This window comes from Trabulsiella odontotermitis (genome assembly GCF_001297775.1).
GTDB lineage: Bacteria > Pseudomonadota > Gammaproteobacteria > Enterobacterales > Enterobacteriaceae > Trabulsiella > Trabulsiella odontotermitis.
The window spans coordinates 267,995-285,766 of the sequence record NZ_LIFX01000002.1; the positions used below are offsets into that span (position 1 = coordinate 267,995).

Genomic DNA, 17,772 nt, shown 5'->3' on the forward strand with positions numbered 1-17,772 from the left:
GAATTTTTGAGTAGTTGATGGCGTTTAAAGAATGAATACACAACAACTGGCGAAACTGCGTTCCATTGTGCCCGAGATGCGTCGCGTCCGGCATATCCACTTCGTTGGCATCGGCGGTGCTGGCATGGGTGGTATTGCCGAAGTGTTGGCCAATGAAGGTTATCAGATCAGCGGTTCTGATCTGGCGCCAAACCCGGTTACGCAACAGTTGGCGGCGTTAGGCGCCACGATTTATTTCAACCATCGCCCGGAAAACGTGCGTGATGCGAGCGTAGTGGTGGTTTCTACGGCGATTGCTGCCGATAACCCGGAGATTGTGGCGGCGCACGAAGCCCGCATCCCGGTGATCCGTCGTGCTGAGATGCTGGCGGAACTGATGCGTTTTCGTCACGGTATCGCGATTGCCGGTACCCACGGTAAAACCACCACCACCGCGATGGTGGCCAGTATTTATGCCGAAGCCGGGCTCGATCCGACATTTGTCAACGGCGGGCTGGTGAAAGCGGCAGGCGTGCATGCGCGCCTGGGCAGCAGCCGTTATCTGATTGCGGAAGCGGATGAGAGTGATGCGTCGTTCCTGCATCTGCAACCGATGGTCGCCATTGTGACCAACATCGAAGCCGACCACATGGATACCTACCAGGGTGACTTCGAAAACCTGAAGCAGACGTTTATCAACTTCCTGCACAACCTGCCGTTTTATGGCCGTGCGGTGATGTGTGTTGATGATCCGGTGATCCGCGAACTGCAACCGCGTGTTGGCCGTCAGGTCACCACCTACGGGTTCAGCGAAGACGCCGATGTGCGTGTGGAAGATTATCAGCAGATTGGCGCGCAGGTGCATTTCACCCTGGTGCGTCACGAAAAAGACAATCTGCGCGTCATGCTGAATGCGCCGGGCCGCCATAACGCGCTGAACGCGGCGGCGGCGGTCGCGGTGGCGACGGAAGAAGGGATCGACGATGACGCGATTTTGCGCGCCATGGCCAGTTTCCAGGGCACCGGGCGTCGCTTTGATTTCCTCGGCGAATTCCCGCTCGCGGAAGTGAACGGTAAGAGTGGCACGGCAATGCTGGTGGATGATTACGGTCATCACCCGACGGAAGTCGATGCAACGATCAAAGCCGCCCGCGCGGGCTGGCCGGATAAAAATCTGGTGATGCTGTTTCAGCCGCACCGTTTCACGCGTACGCGCGATCTGTATGACGATTTCGCCAACGTGCTGACGCAGGTTGACGCGCTGCTGATGCTCGACGTTTACCCGGCGGGCGAAGCGCCGATTCCGGGAGCGGACAGCCGCTCGCTGTGCCGTACGATCCGTGGTCGCGGTAAAGTTGACCCGATCCTGGTCTCAGACCCGGCGCTGGTCGCCGAAATGTTAGCACCGGTACTGACGGGCAACGACCTGATTCTGGTGCAGGGTGCGGGAAATGTCGGCAAAATCGCGCGTAACTTAGCTGAAATCAAACTGCAGCCGCAAACACGGGAGGAAGCGCATCATGACTGATAAGATCGCAGTCCTGCTGGGCGGCGCCTCGGCGGAACGTGAGGTTTCGCTCAACTCCGGCGCTGCCGTGCTCGCCGGACTTCGCGAAGCGGGTATTGATGCGCACCCGGTCGATCCGCGAGAGGTGGATGTTACCCTGCTGAAAAATATGGGGTTTCAGAAAGTGTTTATTGCGCTGCACGGGCGCGGCGGCGAAGATGGAACATTACAGGGCTTGCTGGAACTTATTGGCATGCCTTATACCGGCAGCGGCGTGATGGCTTCCGCTATCTCGATGGATAAGCTGCGCAGCAAACTGTTGTGGCAGGGCGCGGGTTTACCGGTGCCGCCGTGGGTGGCGCTGACCCGCAGTGAATTTGCGAATGGATTAGCGGATGACGTCAAACAGCAAATTACTGCGCTCGGTCTGCCACTGATTGTTAAACCGAGCCGTGAAGGCTCCAGCGTCGGCATGTCGAAAGTCAACGAAAGCGATAAATTGCATGAGGCATTAGCGCTGGCTTTTCAGCACGATGACGAAGTATTGATCGAAAAATGGCTAAGCGGACCGGAATTTACCGTTGCGGTGCTTGGTGATGAAATTTTACCGTCAATTCGCATCCAGCCAGCAGGAACCTTCTATGATTATGAGGCGAAGTATCTCTCTGATGAGACAAAATATTTCTGCCCTGGTGTAGAAGATCCGGCGCAGGAGACGGAAATGCAGTCACTGGTCGCGAAAGCCTGGGATGTCCTCGGCTGTCGTGGTTGGGGGCGAATTGACGTCATGCAGGATAATGACGGCCAGTTTTACCTGCTGGAAGCCAATACCTCGCCAGGAATGACCAGCCATAGTCTTGTGCCGATGGCTGCACGTCAGGCAGGAATGAGCTTCTCGCAGTTAGTTGTACGGATACTGGACCTGGCGGGGTGATATGTCGCAGGCTGCGCTGAATACGCGGAACCGGGAAGAGGAACCCTCTTCACGACGCAATAATGGAACGCGTCTTGCAGGGATTATCTTCCTGCTGACGGTGTTGTGTACCGTGTTAGTGAGCGGCTGGATGGTGCTGGGCTGGATGGACGATGCGCAACGGTTACCGTTGTCGAAGCTGGTGGTGACAGGCGATCGTCACTACACGCGCAATGATGATATTCGCCAGTCGATTCTGGCGCTGGGCTCACCTGGCACCTTTATGACGCAGGACGTGAATATCATCCAGAGCCAGATTGAACGCCTGCCGTGGATCAAGCAGGCAAGCGTCAGAAAGCAGTGGCCGGACGAATTGAAGATTCATCTGGTTGAATATGTGCCAATTGCACGTTGGAATGATCAACATATGGTCGACGCAGAAGGGAACTCTTTCAGCGTACCGGCAGATCGTACCAGTAAACAAAATTTGCCGATGTTGTATGGCCCTGAGGGCAGCGAAAGCGAAGTGCTTCAGGGATACCGTGATATGGGACAAGTGCTGGCGAAGGAGAAGTTCGTTCTCAAGATGGCGGCGATGACCGCGCGCCGCTCCTGGCAGTTGACGCTGAGTAACGATATTCGGCTCAACCTGGGACGAGGCGACACAATGAAACGTCTTCAGCGCTTTGTGGAACTTTATCCGGTATTACAACAGCAGGCGCAGACCGATGGAAAACGGATAAGCTACGTTGATTTGCGTTATGACTCGGGCGCGGCGGTGGGTTGGGAACCTGCTCCCGTTGAGGATGCGAATCAACCACAGAATCAGGCACAGGCACAGGCAGAACAACAATGATCAAGGCGACGGACAGAAAACTGGTAGTTGGACTGGAGATTGGCACCGCGAAAGTTGCCGCTTTAGTAGGGGAAGTTCTGCCCGACGGTATGGTTAATATCATTGGGGTGGGCAGTTGTCCTTCCCGCGGTATGGATAAAGGCGGGGTAAATGACCTGGAATCCGTGGTGAAGTGCGTACAGCGCGCCATTGACCAGGCTGAACTGATGGCGGATTGCCAGATTTCCTCCGTCTATCTGGCGCTTTCGGGTAAGCATATAAGCTGTCAGAATGAAATCGGGATGGTGCCGATTTCCGAAGAGGAAGTGACGCAGGAAGACGTGGAAAACGTCGTCCACACCGCGAAATCCGTGCGTGTTCGTGATGAGCACCGTGTGCTCCACGTGATTCCGCAGGAATACGCGATCGACTATCAGGAAGGGATTAAAAACCCGGTTGGCTTATCAGGCGTGCGCATGCAGGCAAAAGTGCACCTGATCACATGTCACAACGATATGGCGAAAAACATTGTCAAAGCTGTGGAACGTTGTGGTCTGAAAGTTGACCAACTTATTTTTGCAGGCCTTGCCTCAAGCTACTCCGTCCTGACGGAAGATGAGCGTGAATTAGGGGTCTGCGTGGTCGATATCGGCGGTGGTACTATGGACATTGCCGTATATACTGGCGGCGCGCTGCGTCACACCAAAGTGATTCCCTACGCAGGGAACGTGGTGACCAGCGATATCGCGTATGCGTTTGGTACGCCGCCGAGCGACGCAGAAGCAATTAAAGTGCGCCATGGTTGCGCGCTGGGGTCGATTGTCGGCAAAGACGAAAGCGTCGAAGTGCCGAGCGTGGGCGGACGCCCGCCGCGCAGCCTGCAGCGTCAGACGCTGGCAGAGGTTATCGAACCGCGTTACACCGAGTTGTTGAACCTGGTGAACGAAGAAATTTTGCAGTTACAGGAACAGCTTCGCCAGCAAGGGGTAAAACATCACCTGGCGGCGGGGATTGTCCTTACCGGTGGCGCGGCGCAGATTGAAGGTCTTGCCGCTTGTGCTCAGCGGGTGTTTCACACCCAGGTGCGTATCGGCGCGCCGCTGAACATCACCGGCTTAACGGATTACGCTCAGGAGCCGTATTACTCAACGGCGGTGGGCCTGCTGCACTACGGGAAGGAGTCTCATCTCAGTGGTGAAGCGGAAGTGGAAAAACGCGTCACGGTGGGGTCGTGGATCAAACGACTGAACTCGTGGCTGCGCAAAGAGTTTTAATTTTTTTAAAGAGAGCGCAGAAAATTAGCGGTCTCAGGCGACAACAGGCACAATACACCAGTCTTTCAGGTTGCCTGAAAGAGGCAGTGTATAAGACGGAGAGAAACTATGTTTGAACCTATGGAACTGACCAACGACGCGGTGATTAAAGTCATCGGCGTCGGTGGCGGCGGCGGTAATGCTGTCGAACACATGGTGCGCGAGCGCATTGAAGGTGTTGAATTCTTTGCAGTCAACACTGACGCGCAGGCACTGCGTAAAACCGCGGTAGGCCAGACGATTCAGATCGGTGGTGGCATCACTAAAGGTCTGGGCGCCGGGGCTAACCCGGAAGTCGGTCGCAATGCGGCTGAAGAAGATCGTGAAGCGTTACGTACGGCACTGGAAGGCGCCGACATGGTGTTCATCGCTGCAGGTATGGGCGGTGGTACCGGTACGGGTGCTGCACCGGTTGTCGCCGAAGTGGCGAAAGATTTGGGTATTCTGACCGTTGCTGTGGTGACCAAGCCGTTCAATTTTGAAGGCAAAAAGCGCATGGCATTCGCGGAGCAGGGTATCACCGAGCTGTCCAAACACGTGGACTCGCTGATCACCATCCCGAACGACAAACTGCTGAAAGTGCTGGGTCGCGGTATCTCCCTGCTTGACGCGTTTGGCGCGGCGAACGACGTGCTGAAAGGCGCGGTGCAGGGTATCGCCGAGCTGATTACCCGTCCGGGTCTGATGAACGTCGACTTCGCAGACGTCCGCACCGTGATGTCCGAAATGGGCTACGCGATGATGGGCTCCGGCGTGGCGAGCGGTGAAGACCGTGCGGAAGAAGCGGCTGAAATGGCTATCTCTTCTCCGCTGCTGGAAGATATCGATCTGTCTGGCGCACGTGGCGTTCTGGTCAACATCACGGCGGGCTTCGACCTGCGTCTGGATGAGTTCGAAACCGTGGGTAACACTATCCGTGCGTTTGCCTCGGATAACGCGACCGTGGTTATCGGTACCTCTCTGGATCCGGACATGAACGACGAACTGCGCGTGACTGTGGTGGCGACCGGTATCGGTATGGACAAGCGTCCGGAAATTACGCTGGTGACGAACAAACAGTCACAGCAGCCGGTGATGGATCGCTACCAGCAGCACGGTATGTCACCGTTGACGCAAGAGCAGAAACCGGCCGCAAAAGTGGTGAACGACAATACGCCGCAAACCACTAAAGAACCGGACTATTTGGATATCCCGGCGTTCCTGCGCAAGCAAGCTGACTAAGAATCGGCTGGAATTTGGGAATCTGCGCTCTTTGTGCTAAACTGCCCTGCCGAATGTGGTGTACACTTCGGTTGGATAGTTAATTTGGCGAGATTAAACGATGATCAAACAAAGGACACTTAAACGTATCGTTCAGGCGACTGGCGTCGGTTTACATACCGGCAAGAAAGTCTCGCTGACGTTACGCCCTGCGCCGGCAAATACCGGGGTCATCTATCGTCGCACTGACTTGAATCCACCGGTAGATTTTCCGGCTGATGCCAAATCTGTGCGTGATACCATGCTCTGTACTTGCCTGGTTAATGAGCATGACGTACGGATTTCTACGGTTGAGCACCTGAATGCCGCGCTGGCGGGTCTGGGCATCGACAACATCATTGTTGAAGTTGATGCGCCGGAAATCCCGATCATGGACGGCAGTGCTGCACCGTTCGTTTATCTGCTGCTGGATGCCGGCATCGATGAACTGAACTGCGCCAAGAAATTTGTGCGTATTAAAGAAACCGTTCGCGTTGAAGATGGCGACAAATGGGCTGAATTCAAACCGTTCAATGGTTTTTCGCTGGACTTTACCATCGATTTTAACCATCCGGCGATTGATGCCAGCAACCAGCGTTATGTCATGAACTTCTCTGCGGATGCGTTCATGCGCCAGATTAGCCGTGCACGTACCTTCGGTTTCATGCGTGATATCGAATATCTGCAGTCCCGCGGCCTTGCCCTGGGCGGCAGCTTCGATTGTGCCATCGTTGTTGACGATTATCGCGTACTGAACGAAGACGGTCTTCGCTTCGAAGATGAATTTGTCCGTCACAAAATGCTGGATGCGATTGGCGACCTGTTCATGTGTGGTCACAATATCATCGGTGCATTCACGGCGTACAAATCAGGTCACGCACTGAACAACAAACTTCTGCAGGCCGTCCTGGCAAAACAGGAAGCCTGGGAATATGTGACCTACGAAGACGAAGCTGAACTGCCGCTGGCATTCAAAGCACCTTCAATGGTTCTGGCGTAAGCCTGACCATACAAAAATTCGACTGGCAACCTGGCACTCTCTCCGGTCAGGAAACCAGTCGTTTTTTATTTCTGCAATTCCTGTTTCGTCGCTTTCGCGAAAAACTCACTTCGCTAACCCGCTGATTTGATGCGTTCGCTGGTTTCTTAACCATTTTAACAGCGCGTTATCTTTCATTCCTGCTGCTGTGCTCGTCTAATAATGGTAAGATTTATGCGCAAAAATTTTCATGGTGTTGGTTTACATCAAAGGTGACGACGTAAGTGAGCGGAATACTGACGCGCTGGCGACAGTTGGGTAGACGATATTTCTGGCCGCATCTCCTGTTGGGGATGGTCGCGGCGAGTTTCGGCCTGCCTGCGCTCAGTGCGAATGCAGAAACCACTGCGCCCGCAAACACCTCCGCCAGCAACCATAACGCTTCGGCAACGGTCAATTTCACCCAGCTCGCGTTGCTGGAAGCGAACCGTCGCCCGACATTTACCGTCGACTACTGGCACCAGCACGCCATCCGGACGGTGATCCGCCATCTCTCTTTTGCGATGGCGCCTCAGGTTTTACCCAGCGCTGAAGAGGCATCTCCGCTTCAGCAGGCGCAACATCTGGCGTTGCTCGACACGCTCAGCGCGATGCTGACGCAGGAGCGCAAACCGCCGGTTATTGTTAAGCAGGTTGCCCGTAATACTCACGCTTTCCCTTCCGCATTCTACGTTGCCGCCTGGATAAGCCAGGTACAGGGCATCCGCGCCGGACCTCAACGCCTCAGCTAAAAAACGGATACCTTAACGACATTTTTTTGGCTCCGCAGCGCGGGGCGTTTGAGATTTTATTATGCTAATCAAATTATTGACTAAAGTTTTCGGCAGTCGTAACGACCGTACTCTGCGCCGCATGCGCAAAGCGGTGATTCAAATCAACGCGATGGAGCCGGAATTCGAAAAACTTTCCGACGACGAACTGAAAGGCAAAACGGCTGAATTCCGTGCCCGTCTGGAGAAAGGCGAAAGCGTTGAAAGCCTGATCCCTGAAGCCTTTGCCGTGGTACGTGAAGCCAGTAAGCGCGTGTTTGGCATGCGTCACTTCGACGTCCAGCTGCTGGGCGGCATGGTGCTGAACGATCGTTGCATCGCGGAAATGCGTACCGGTGAAGGTAAAACCCTGACCGCGACGCTGCCTGCGTACCTCAACGCGCTGTCCGGCAAAGGCGTTCACGTGGTGACCGTCAACGACTATCTGGCGCAACGTGACGCCGAAAACAACCGTCCGCTGTTTGAATTCCTCGGCATGACCGTTGGCATCAACCTGCCAGGTATGCCAGCCCCGGCAAAACGCGAAGCTTACGCGGCAGACATCACCTACGGTACCAACAATGAATACGGGTTCGACTACCTGCGCGACAACATGGCGTTCAGCCCGGAAGAGCGTGTACAACGTAAACTTCACTATGCGCTGGTGGATGAGGTGGACTCCATTCTCATCGATGAAGCGCGTACGCCGCTGATCATCTCTGGCCCGGCGGAAGACAGCTCTGAGCTGTACCGTAAAGTGAACAAAATCATTCCGCACCTGGTTCGTCAGGAGAAAGAAGACTCCGACACCTTCCAGGGCGACGGCCACTACTCTGTGGATGAGAAAGCGCGCCAGGTTAACCTGACCGAACGTGGTCTGGTGCTGATCGAAGAACTGCTGGTGAACGAAGGCATCATGGATGAAGGTGAATCCCTGTATTCGCCGGGCAACATCATGCTGATGCATCACGTTACCGCCGCACTGCGCGCCCATGCGCTGTTCACCCGCGACGTGGATTACATCGTTAAAGACGGCGAAGTCATCATCGTCGACGAGCACACCGGTCGTACTATGCAGGGTCGTCGCTGGTCCGATGGTTTACACCAGGCGGTTGAAGCCAAAGAAGGCGTGGAGATCCAGAACGAAAACCAGACGCTGGCCTCCATCACTTTCCAGAACTACTTCCGTCTGTATGAAAAACTGGCGGGGATGACCGGTACCGCAGACACCGAAGCGTTTGAATTCAGCTCCATTTATAAGCTGGATACTGTCGTCGTGCCGACCAACCGCCCGATGATCCGTAAAGATATGGCGGATCTGGTCTATATGACCGAAGCGGAAAAAATTCAGGCAATCATTGAAGATATCAAAGAGCGTACCGCCAGCGGTCAGCCGGTTCTGGTGGGTACCATCTCGATTGAAAAATCGGAGCTGGTATCGCGAGAACTCGATAAAGCAGGCATCAAGCACAACGTCCTGAACGCCAAATTCCACGCCAGCGAGGCAGAAATTGTCGCGCAGGCGGGCTTCCCGGCAACCGTCACCATCGCCACCAACATGGCGGGGCGTGGTACCGATATCGTGCTGGGTGGTAGCCTGCAGGCAGAACTGGCCGCGCTGGAAGATCCAACGCCGGAACAGATTGAACAGGTTAAAGCGGACTGGCAGGTTCGCCATGAAGCGGTGCTGAAAGCGGGTGGTCTGCATATCATCGGGACCGAGCGTCACGAATCCCGTCGTATCGACAACCAGCTGCGCGGTCGTTCCGGTCGTCAGGGCGATGCTGGTTCTTCGCGTTTCTATCTCTCCATGGAAGATGCGCTGATGCGTATTTTCGCCTCTGACCGTGTTTCCGGCATGATGCGTAAACTGGGGATGAAACCGGGCGAAGCTATCGAACACCCGTGGGTGACGAAGGCCATCGCCAACGCACAGCGTAAAGTGGAAAGCCGCAACTTCGACATCCGTAAACAACTGCTGGAATATGATGATGTGGCGAACGACCAGCGTCGCGCGATTTACACTCAGCGTAACGAACTGCTGGACGTGAGCGACGTTAGCGAAACTATCAACAGCATTCGCGAAGATGTCTTCAAAGCCACTATCGACGCGCATATTCCGCCGCAGTCGCTGGAAGAAATGTGGGATGTTCCTGGCCTGCAGGAACGCCTGAAAAACGACTTCGATCTCGACCTGCCGATCTCCGACTGGCTGGACAAAGAGCCGGAACTGCACGAAGAAACGCTGCGCGAGCGTATTTTGCAAAGCGCCATCGACGTTTATCAGCGTAAAGAAGAAGTGGTAGGCGCTGAGATGATGCGTCACTTTGAAAAAGGCGTGATGCTACAGACGCTGGATTCCCTGTGGAAAGAACACCTGGCGGCGATGGATTACCTGCGTCAGGGCATTCACCTGCGTGGTTACGCGCAGAAAGATCCGAAGCAGGAATACAAGCGTGAATCCTTCTCCATGTTTGCGGCGATGCTGGAATCACTGAAATACGAAGTGATCAGCACCCTGTGTAAAGTGCAGGTGCGCATGCCGGAAGAAGTCGAAGCGATGGAGCAACAGCGTCGTGAAGAAGCCGAGCGTCTGGCGCAGATGCAGCAACTGAGCCATCAGAATGACGACACCGCCGCCGCCGCGGCGATCGCTGCGCAAACAGGTGATCGCAAAGTGGGTCGTAACGATCCCTGCCCGTGTGGCTCTGGTAAAAAATACAAACAGTGCCATGGCCGTCTGAGCTAAGGTTTCTGATAAAAGCACAAAGGCGCAGACATCTGCGCCTTTTTTATGGAAAGACGATATGAAAAAACTGCAAATTGCCGTGGGGATCATTCGCAATCCGCAGGGCGAAATATTTATTACTCAGCGTGCCGCGGATGCTCACATGGCCAATAAATGGGAGTTTCCCGGCGGTAAAATTGAGGAGGGCGAAACGCCGGAACAGGCGGTCGTACGCGAACTGGCGGAAGAAGTCGGCATTGACGCCGCGATGCCGGTGCTCTTCGATAAGCTGGAATATCAGTTCCCTGACAGACACATCACGCTGTGGTTCTGGCTGGTGGAAAGCTGGCAGGGCGAACCCTGGGGAAAAGAGGGGCAACCCGGTCGCTGGGTGGCGCAGAAAGCGTTGCTGGCAGACGCGTTTCCGCCTGCCAACGAACCGGTTATCGCAAAACTGATTGCGCAGGCTTAGTTCTGCTGCTCGCTCCAGTCATCACTTTCAGACAGGTCCCCGCTGCTGGGGATCCTTTTCTCTTCCGCGGCCCACTCGCCTAAATCAATTAACTGACAACGTTTGGAACAGAAGGGGCGGAATGTGCTCTGTTCATTCCAGATAACAGCTTTGCCGCAGGTCGGGCAATCAACAATAGTTTCTTCAGACATGCACGCTCCTTAGCAACAGGCCAGTTCAAAATCCAGACGCTCAGGCACGAGGCCATTTTCACTGTCCAGTGGTAAAAAACGAATCGCAAAACGGCTCTTGTGGCCGGAAATTTGCGGATAAAGCTGATCATCCAGCGCCAGTTGCAACCGTAAAAGATCGGCATCGTCGCCGTTATCCTGAAAGAAACCATTCAGGCTGGTTTGCTTGCGAAACGGGGCGGAGTTGCGGATGAGATCAAGAATGAGCGTCAGCGCCTGATTCAGCGGTTGCAGGCTGTCCATCCAGCGTTGCACCTGGGCGTCGCGTTGTTGTTGCGAGGTATGCAGCCAGATATGCAGCGTCGGGAGATCGAAACTACAACAGCCGCCGGGAATGCTCAGGCGCTGGCGGACGAGGCCAATCAGCCGGTCTTCACGCAGTATCTGCCCCATGCGCGGGGCGGACATTAAAATGGCGCCGCAGCCTTTCAGTTGCTGACGCAACGCCTCAATGCGGTTTTGATCCACACCAGGCACTTCCACCCACGCCTGCAGTTTTCGCTGCTGTCGCTCCAGCTCTTTCAGCAGGTCCGTACGGACGTCGCCACGCTCAAATACGTCCAGCAGATCACCGGCATTGCGGAAAAAATGCAGCGCACTGGCGTGATCGTCAATGTGCAGCGAGCTTTCCAGTTGCTGAATTAAAAATTCTATACGCAGCCAGGTACGCATCTTTTCGTTAAGAGGATGTTCAAAAAGGACGTGGGTGTGCATTACGATTTTTCCTGTAAAACAGCCTGACGCGCATACTGTAAATAGTGCGCATGCAGACGGGCAACATCCGATGCAATCGCATCTGGTGCGCCATTGTTATCAATAATATCGTCGGCCGCGGCGAGTCGCGCTTCACGCGAGGCCTGAGCGGCAAGAATATGCTCCGCATGCTCTCGCGTAACATTATCGCGCTGCATGGTGCGGAAAATCTGTGTCTCAGGCGTGACATCCACCACCAGAACACGGTCGGCTTTATCAAAAAGCCGGTTTTCAACAAAGAGAGGAACAACCCAGAGCACATACGGCGAGGTGGCTTTTTCCCGCTGACGCTGGGTTTCCTGCTGGATCAGCGGGTGCAGCAGTGCATTAAGCCAGCGTTTATCGTCCGGGTGCGCAAACACGCGCTCGCGTAACGCACGACGATCCAGAACACCGTCGGCGGTCAACATGTGTGAACCAAAGTGTTCTGCGATGGCTTTCAGCGCGGGTGTTCCGGGCTCCACCACCTGGCGGGCGATAATATCTGCATCAATAACGTTAACCCCGAGGCGAGAAAACGCCTCTGCCACCGTACTCTTGCCACTGCCGATGCCGCCGGTTAACGCTACCGTATACTTCATAAGACCCTTTTGCTGGATTAATAAGCCACACAAATCAATTGGTTAAAAAGAATGCCGCCTTCACCTCAGATGGCGAGTGTTAACAACACCTTTCGCCAGGTAAATTTATAGGATTGTAGCGTAAAAAAAGTGAAAATCGCAGTCTTGCGAAGCCCTGATTACTGCGTATGATAACGTCACTGGAGTTGTGCTTAGTTCATTTTTGCCTCTAACCCCAGGAATCCGCACATGCGTATTGAAGAAGATCTGAAATTGGGTTTTAAAGACGTTCTTATCCGCCCGAAACGTTCTACCCTCAAAAGCCGTTCCGATGTTGAGCTGGAACGCGAATTTACCTTTAAGCATTCCGGTCAGCGCTGGTCTGGCGTGCCAATCATCGCAGCGAACATGGATTCCGTGGGCACTTTTTCCATGGCGGCCGCGCTGGCGGAGTTCGATATTCTCACCGCGGTGCATAAGCACTACAGCGTCGATGAGTGGAACGCGTTTGTTCAGGAAACCTCAGAGAAGGTGCTGAAACACGTCATGGTTTCCACCGGCACTTCCGATGCTGATTTCGAGAAGACCCAACAGATTCTCGATCAGAACCCACAACTGAATTTCGTTTGTATTGATGTCGCCAATGGTTATTCCGAGCATTTCGTGCAGTTTGTGTCGAAAGCGCGTCAGGCGTGGCCGACAAAAACCATTTGCGCGGGCAACGTGGTGACCGGCGAAATGTGTGAAGAGCTGATCCTTTCCGGCGCTGATATTGTGAAAGTCGGCATCGGCCCGGGCTCGGTCTGTACCACGCGTGTCAAAACCGGCGTGGGTTATCCGCAGCTTTCTGCGGTGATCGAATGTGCTGATGCGGCGCACGGTCTGGGCGGCATGATCGTCAGCGATGGCGGTTGTACTATGCCAGGTGACGTGGCGAAAGCCTTCGGCGGCGGTGCGGACTTCGTCATGCTCGGCGGCATGCTGGCTGGTCATGAAGAGAGCGGCGGCAGCATCGTCGAAGAAAATGGCGAGAAATTCATGCTGTTCTACGGCATGAGTTCTGAGTCCGCGATGAAGCGTCATGTTGGTGGCGTGGCAGGGTACCGTGCCGCAGAAGGTAAAACCGTGAAATTGCCGCTGCGTGGCCCGGTAGAAAACACCGCGCGCGACATTCTCGGCGGTCTGCGTTCCGCCTGTACTTACGTCGGGGCTTCACGCCTGAAAGAGCTGACCAAACGCACCACCTTTATCCGCGTTCAGGAACAAGAGAACCGCGTGTTCAACAGTCTGTAAGCACAATGGCTGGCGTGTTCTGCGCCAGCCTTTCTCTAGCCCATTCCGCTAATCGCATCCCCCAGGTGGAAGACGGGCAAATACATGGCGATCACCAGCGTCCCGATAATTATCCCTGTCACTAACAGCATCACCGGCTCCAGTAACATTGCCAGGTCATCCGCCAGTTGTTCTGTTTTTTGGCGATGATAGCGAGAAAGATTATCGAGCATGCGATCCAGCGAACCCGAGGCTTCACCGGTTCTGACCAGTTGCAGGCACAGCGGCGTAAACGCGGACGTTTTTTCGAGCGCCTGCCAGATGGGATTACCGTGTGTAATCGCCAGCCGTGCATCCTGAAGGATCTCCCGCCACCAGCCGTTTTCCAGCGTTTCCTCGACGCTCTCCAGCCCCTGCAAAAACGCAATACCGGCGTTTTGCGTCAGCGACAGCACAGTGAAAATCTGACTGAGTTTTTGCCCTCGCACCAGCGCACCCGCCACCGGGATACGCAGCAATTGTTTCTGGCGAAAACGCTGCCAGCGGGCATGGTGGCGATATCGCTTTGCCAGAAAAAAGAGGATGAACAGGCAAACCAGCAGTGGGAGTAATCCCTGATGCAGCAGATTCGCCGTCGCCATGACGCCGCGCGTCAGCGCAGGGAGCGGCGTATTAAACGTCTGGTAAATAGCAGCAAATTCAGGTAGCACAAACCACAGCATCGCCATCACCACCAGCAACGCCACCGACAGCACAATCAGCGGGTAACGCAGCGCTTTTTTGACCTTCAGTGCCAGCTGATGCTGCGCATTCTGTTGCGCGGCGAGATGCAGGCAGCACACATCCAGTTTTCCGGTCAGCTCACCGGTATGGATCATCGACACAAACAGCGGAGGGAAGACGGCTGACCACTGTTTTAATGCCTCTGAGAAAGCGATGCCCTGGCGTAATTCCTCAGCCAGGGCGAACAACAACGCCTGCCACTGCGCGCTGGGGTGCTGTTCTGCCAGTAATGTCAGTCCTTCGGACAGCGACAGCCCTGCCTGCAACAGCGTTGCCAGTTGTGCGACGATTTCCGTGCTGCGTTGGGTGTTCCAGTGCGCAGTGTTCACGCGACAGCGCGTGACATCCAGTGGCGTGATTTGCCTCGCCTGTAGCTCAAACAACACCGCTGTGCGATGTGCCGCCCATAGCGTGCCGCTGGCGCTTTCACCCTCGGCATTGAGGCCACGCCAGCGCCAGAGCGGGTTATTCTGCATGTGGCATGCCCAGCACGCGTAGCAGTTCCTCCATGGAGGTTAATCCCTGCTCAACCGCCTGACAGCCGCTCTCCCACAGGGTGGTCATTCCAGCGTGGCGTGCCTGTTGTTCAATGTCAGAGGTTGTTGCGCCGGTTGCAATCAACTGGCGCATTTCAGGGCTGGCAGGCAACAGCTCGAACAGCGCCATCCGGCCATAGTAGCCGTGGTAGCAGCGTTCGCAGCCCGGAGCCTGCCAGTGAGGGAGCGGTCGAGGCCAGAGCGTTGCGGGCAGCGTGATGGTGTCGGGCGCTGGCGTGCGGCAGTACGGGCATAGCTTGCGCACCAGTCGTTGCGCCACGACCAGCAACAGGGCTGATGAGATCATCCACGGCGCAATGCCCATCTGTTGCAGACGGATCAGGGTTTCGCTGGTGGAGTTGGTATGCAGCGTCGACAGCACCAGATGCCCGGTTTGCGCGGCGTTAATGGCAATCTCCGCGGTTTCGCCATCGCGAATTTCCCCCACCATGACGATATCCGGATCCTGGCGGAGCAGGGCGCGCAGCACACTCTGAAACGTGAGGCCCGCGCGCGGGTTGATCTGGGTCTGGTTCAGCCCGGCAATGGGAATTTCCACGGGATCTTCGACGCTACAAATATTCACGTCCGGGGTATTGCGCTGCTGCAACGCGCTGTACAGCGTCACGGTTTTACCGCTCCCCGTGGGGCCGGTCACCAGGATTAACCCCTGCGGGTTCTCCAGCGCCTGCGTGAACATCGTCAACTGCGCGGGCGACATCCCAGAGGCCTGAAGATCCAGTGCCTGCTCCTGGCGATGCAGCAAACGCAGCACGATTTTTTCGCCACTGCGACAGGGTAGCGTCGCGATGCGAAAAGCGAGCGCTTTTCCGGACAGCGTCACAGTGAACTGCCCGTCCTGCGGTAAACGCCGCTCAGCGATGTCCAGATTTCCCAGCACTTTCAGGCGCGCAATGAGCGTCGGCGCCAGTGAGGCGGGAACGCGCGGGAGCGTATGCAGTACGCCATCGACCCGCAGGCGAATGCGCAGGTGGTCGTCGTCCGGCTCAAAGTGAATATCAGAGGCCCGTTGTATCAGCGCCTGCTCCAGCGTTTGATTGATCAGTTCAACGGCATTGCCGCCTTCGTCGGTGACCGCCGGAAGCCGGGTTTGCGAGGCCATCTGCAGATGCTTATCCATCTGCTCCTGGCTCCAGCATTCAATATCGACCCGCTTTTGTGTGGCGAACCGCAGGGCTTCGACCAGTTCCGGCGAGGGGTTTTCTACCACGGCGATGCTGAGCATTCGCTCGTTGCTGCCCAGCAGCACCGCTTCGTGACGTTTGCACAGCGCGTCCAGCTGTTCCTGTTTCATGGCAACTCCTTTTACTGCGCGTCAAAGCGGAAGACATCTTCACACGCCTGCTGCAACGCACCGTCGTTCTGTACATCGCAGACACGTTGCCAGCCAGTAATACCATTGGCGTTATCCCAGCGCGGGGTCATCACCACGGTGAGGCCGTTAAGACTCTCCTGTCCGCTGAGCGTGACGACGCCCTGCGCAACGCTCATGGCAGAGACATAGCGGCTGGTAGCGGGCGAGGGAATACCGTTTGTACTGCCGTCGCAGCCGGAAATGCCACCGTGATCCAGCGCGCAAAGCTCGATGGCGGTGCGATAGGGGATAAACACCTGCAGCATGTCGGTCAATGCCGCCTTGCGCAGGTAGTTCTGATACGCCGGAATACCGATGGCGCTGAGAATGGCAATAATGCCAATCACCACCATCAGTTCAATTAACGTGAATCCATGTTGTCTGCTCATACGCTGCTCCTGTTTTTTGTCGTCGCCACTCTGTCAGCAACAGCGCACCGGTGCGACGGGCAAAATAAAAAACAGGACAGCGGATTCCGCGTTTTTTTCGGGTGTGCAGTGGGGTTGCGAAAAAATACGAGGAGGATCGAAGAACGGAGCGGGCATCCCCTCCCTGGTGGAGAGGGGACGCGATGGCGGGATTATTTAAACCGCATGGAGAGATCGAGCGCGCGGATGTGTTTGGTCAGCGCGCCGACGGAGATGTAATCCACGCCGGTTTCAGCAAATTCACGCAACGTTTCGAAAGTCACATTGCCGGAGACTTCCAGGCGCGCCTGGCCGTTGGTCAGCTTCACCGCGGCTCGCATCTGTTCGGTGGTGAAGTTATCCAGCATGATGATATCCGCGCCCGCTTTCAGCGCATCGCTTAGTTCATCCAGCGTTTCGACTTCCACTTCCACCGGCACATCCGGGTGCAGCCAGAAGGCTTTCTCGATAGCCTGACGAACAGAGCCCGAGGCGATGATGTGGTTTTCTTTGATCAGGAAGGCATCTGACAGCCCCAGACGGTGGTTGGCACCACCGCCGCACAGCACGGCATATTTCAGTGCGGTACGCAGCCCAGGCAATGTTTTTCGCGTGTCGAGCAACTGCGTTCTGGTACCTTCCAGCAGGGTGACATAGCGGCGAACCTCGCTGGCAACGCCGGAGAGGGTTTGCACAAAATTGAGCGATGTACGTTCACCGGTCAGCAGGACGCGCGCCGGGCCCTGCAACTCAAACAGCGGCTGGTTGACGGTGATATGATCGCCATCCGCCACATGCCAGGTAATGGAGACCTCATCGCCAGCAAGCTGGAGAAAGACCTCTTCCACCCAGCGCTTGCCGCAGAAAATGCCCTCTTCACGGGTGATCACCACCGCATGCGCAGGCGTGTTTTCCGGCAATAACTGCGCGGTAATATCGTTACTGGCATCCACCTCTCCCCCTAAATCTTCACGCAGGGCCAGGGCGACAGCGGCGGGAATATCACGATTGATGCGTTCGAGCAGCGCGTCACGTCGTTGCTCGGGGTTATAGCGGCGAGGCGGCATGATAAAACTCCAAAA

At 55.6% G+C, this 17,772-nt stretch carries 17 protein-coding genes; 10 read left to right on the top strand and 7 right to left on the bottom strand.

Going from position 1 to position 17,772, the window contains the following annotated elements:
• Nucleotides 1-31 precede the first annotated feature (31 nt).
• The 9 genes from murC to mutT all read left to right on the top strand — a co-directional run bounded on the left by murC (nucleotide 32) and on the right by mutT (nucleotide 10,774).
• On the top strand, nucleotides 32-1,507 hold the full coding sequence (gene murC / locus AOY23_RS03045; protein ID WP_054178361.1) for a UDP-N-acetylmuramate--L-alanine ligase: 1,476 nt from the start codon (nucleotides 32-34) through the stop codon (nucleotides 1,505-1,507).
• On the top strand, nucleotides 1,500-2,420 hold the full coding sequence (locus AOY23_RS03050; protein ID WP_054178362.1) for a D-alanine--D-alanine ligase: 921 nt from the start codon (nucleotides 1,500-1,502) through the stop codon (nucleotides 2,418-2,420). The genes murC and AOY23_RS03050 overlap by 8 nt, the downstream gene beginning before the upstream one ends.
• 1 nt (nucleotide 2,421) lies before the next feature.
• Entirely contained in the window at nucleotides 2,422-3,255 is an 834-nt protein-coding gene (gene ftsQ / locus AOY23_RS03055; RefSeq protein ID WP_054178363.1) for a cell division protein FtsQ, read from the top strand.
• On the top strand, nucleotides 3,252-4,508 hold the full coding sequence (ftsA, locus tag AOY23_RS03060; RefSeq protein WP_049849838.1) for a cell division protein FtsA: 1,257 nt from the start codon (nucleotides 3,252-3,254) through the stop codon (nucleotides 4,506-4,508). Before ftsQ ends, ftsA begins: the two co-directional genes overlap by 4 nt.
• Nucleotides 4,509-4,616: 108 nt before the next feature.
• Nucleotides 4,617-5,768, top strand: a complete 1,152-nt coding sequence (ftsZ, locus tag AOY23_RS03065) for a cell division protein FtsZ (RefSeq protein ID WP_038155625.1) — start codon at nucleotides 4,617-4,619, stop codon at nucleotides 5,766-5,768.
• Between the two features lie 100 nt (nucleotides 5,769-5,868).
• Nucleotides 5,869-6,786, top strand: a complete 918-nt coding sequence (lpxC, locus tag AOY23_RS03070; protein ID WP_054178364.1) for a UDP-3-O-acyl-N-acetylglucosamine deacetylase — start codon at nucleotides 5,869-5,871, stop codon at nucleotides 6,784-6,786.
• A 263-nt stretch (nucleotides 6,787-7,049) separates the two neighbouring features.
• Nucleotides 7,050-7,556: a secA translation cis-regulator SecM gene (gene secM, locus AOY23_RS03075; RefSeq protein WP_072170905.1), complete on the top strand. Its 507-nt coding sequence runs from the start codon at nucleotides 7,050-7,052 to the stop codon at nucleotides 7,554-7,556.
• Nucleotides 7,557-7,617: 61 nt separating this feature from the next.
• Nucleotides 7,618-10,323 carry a preprotein translocase subunit SecA gene (gene secA / locus AOY23_RS03080; protein WP_054178365.1) on the top strand — a complete coding sequence of 902 codons (2,706 nt, stop codon included), beginning with the start codon at nucleotides 7,618-7,620 and terminating at the stop codon, nucleotides 10,321-10,323.
• Between the two features lie 58 nt (nucleotides 10,324-10,381).
• Nucleotides 10,382-10,774, top strand: coding sequence for an 8-oxo-dGTP diphosphatase MutT (gene mutT, locus AOY23_RS03085; protein ID WP_054178366.1), 393 nt, complete (start codon nucleotides 10,382-10,384; stop codon nucleotides 10,772-10,774).
• Here mutT and yacG read toward each other — a convergent pair.
• The 3 genes from yacG to coaE are packed head-to-tail and all read right to left on the bottom strand — an operon-like array spanning nucleotide 10,771 to nucleotide 12,338.
• The gene (gene yacG, locus AOY23_RS03090; protein WP_054178367.1) at nucleotides 10,771-10,965 is read right to left on the bottom strand and encodes a DNA gyrase inhibitor YacG; all 195 of its coding nucleotides are present in this window, start codon (nucleotides 10,963-10,965) and stop codon (nucleotides 10,771-10,773) included. The two genes, mutT and yacG, sit on opposite strands and share 4 nt — an antisense overlap.
• Nucleotides 10,966-10,974: 9 nt before the next feature.
• Nucleotides 10,975-11,718, bottom strand: a complete 744-nt coding sequence (gene zapD, locus AOY23_RS03095; protein ID WP_054178368.1) for a cell division protein ZapD — start codon at nucleotides 11,716-11,718, stop codon at nucleotides 10,975-10,977.
• Nucleotides 11,718-12,338, bottom strand: a complete 621-nt coding sequence (gene coaE, locus AOY23_RS03100) for a dephospho-CoA kinase (RefSeq protein WP_054178369.1) — start codon at nucleotides 12,336-12,338, stop codon at nucleotides 11,718-11,720. The genes zapD and coaE overlap by 1 nt, the downstream gene beginning before the upstream one ends.
• A 228-nt stretch (nucleotides 12,339-12,566) precedes the next feature.
• Between coaE and AOY23_RS03105 the strand changes: the two genes are divergently transcribed.
• Nucleotides 12,567-13,610 carry a GMP reductase gene (locus AOY23_RS03105; protein ID WP_054178370.1) on the top strand — a complete coding sequence of 348 codons (1,044 nt, stop codon included), beginning with the start codon at nucleotides 12,567-12,569 and terminating at the stop codon, nucleotides 13,608-13,610.
• 35 nt (nucleotides 13,611-13,645) lie between these two features.
• Here the strand turns inward: AOY23_RS03105 and hofC are convergent, their stop codons facing one another.
• The 4 genes from hofC to nadC form a co-directional block, all read right to left on the bottom strand.
• On the bottom strand, nucleotides 13,646-14,848 hold the full coding sequence (hofC, locus tag AOY23_RS03110; protein WP_054178371.1) for a protein transport protein HofC: 1,203 nt from the start codon (nucleotides 14,846-14,848) through the stop codon (nucleotides 13,646-13,648).
• Nucleotides 14,838-16,223, bottom strand: coding sequence for a type II secretion system protein GspE (gene gspE, locus AOY23_RS03115; protein ID WP_054178372.1), 1,386 nt, complete (start codon nucleotides 16,221-16,223; stop codon nucleotides 14,838-14,840). Before gspE ends, hofC begins: the two co-directional genes overlap by 11 nt.
• A gap of 11 nt (nucleotides 16,224-16,234) precedes the next feature.
• The gene (gene ppdD / locus AOY23_RS03120; RefSeq protein ID WP_054178373.1) at nucleotides 16,235-16,672 is read right to left on the bottom strand and encodes a prepilin peptidase-dependent pilin; all 438 of its coding nucleotides are present in this window, start codon (nucleotides 16,670-16,672) and stop codon (nucleotides 16,235-16,237) included.
• Between the two features lie 191 nt (nucleotides 16,673-16,863).
• Nucleotides 16,864-17,757: a carboxylating nicotinate-nucleotide diphosphorylase gene (nadC, locus tag AOY23_RS03125; protein ID WP_054178457.1), complete on the bottom strand. Its 894-nt coding sequence runs from the start codon at nucleotides 17,755-17,757 to the stop codon at nucleotides 16,864-16,866.
• Nucleotides 17,758-17,772: the final 15 nt, after the last annotated feature.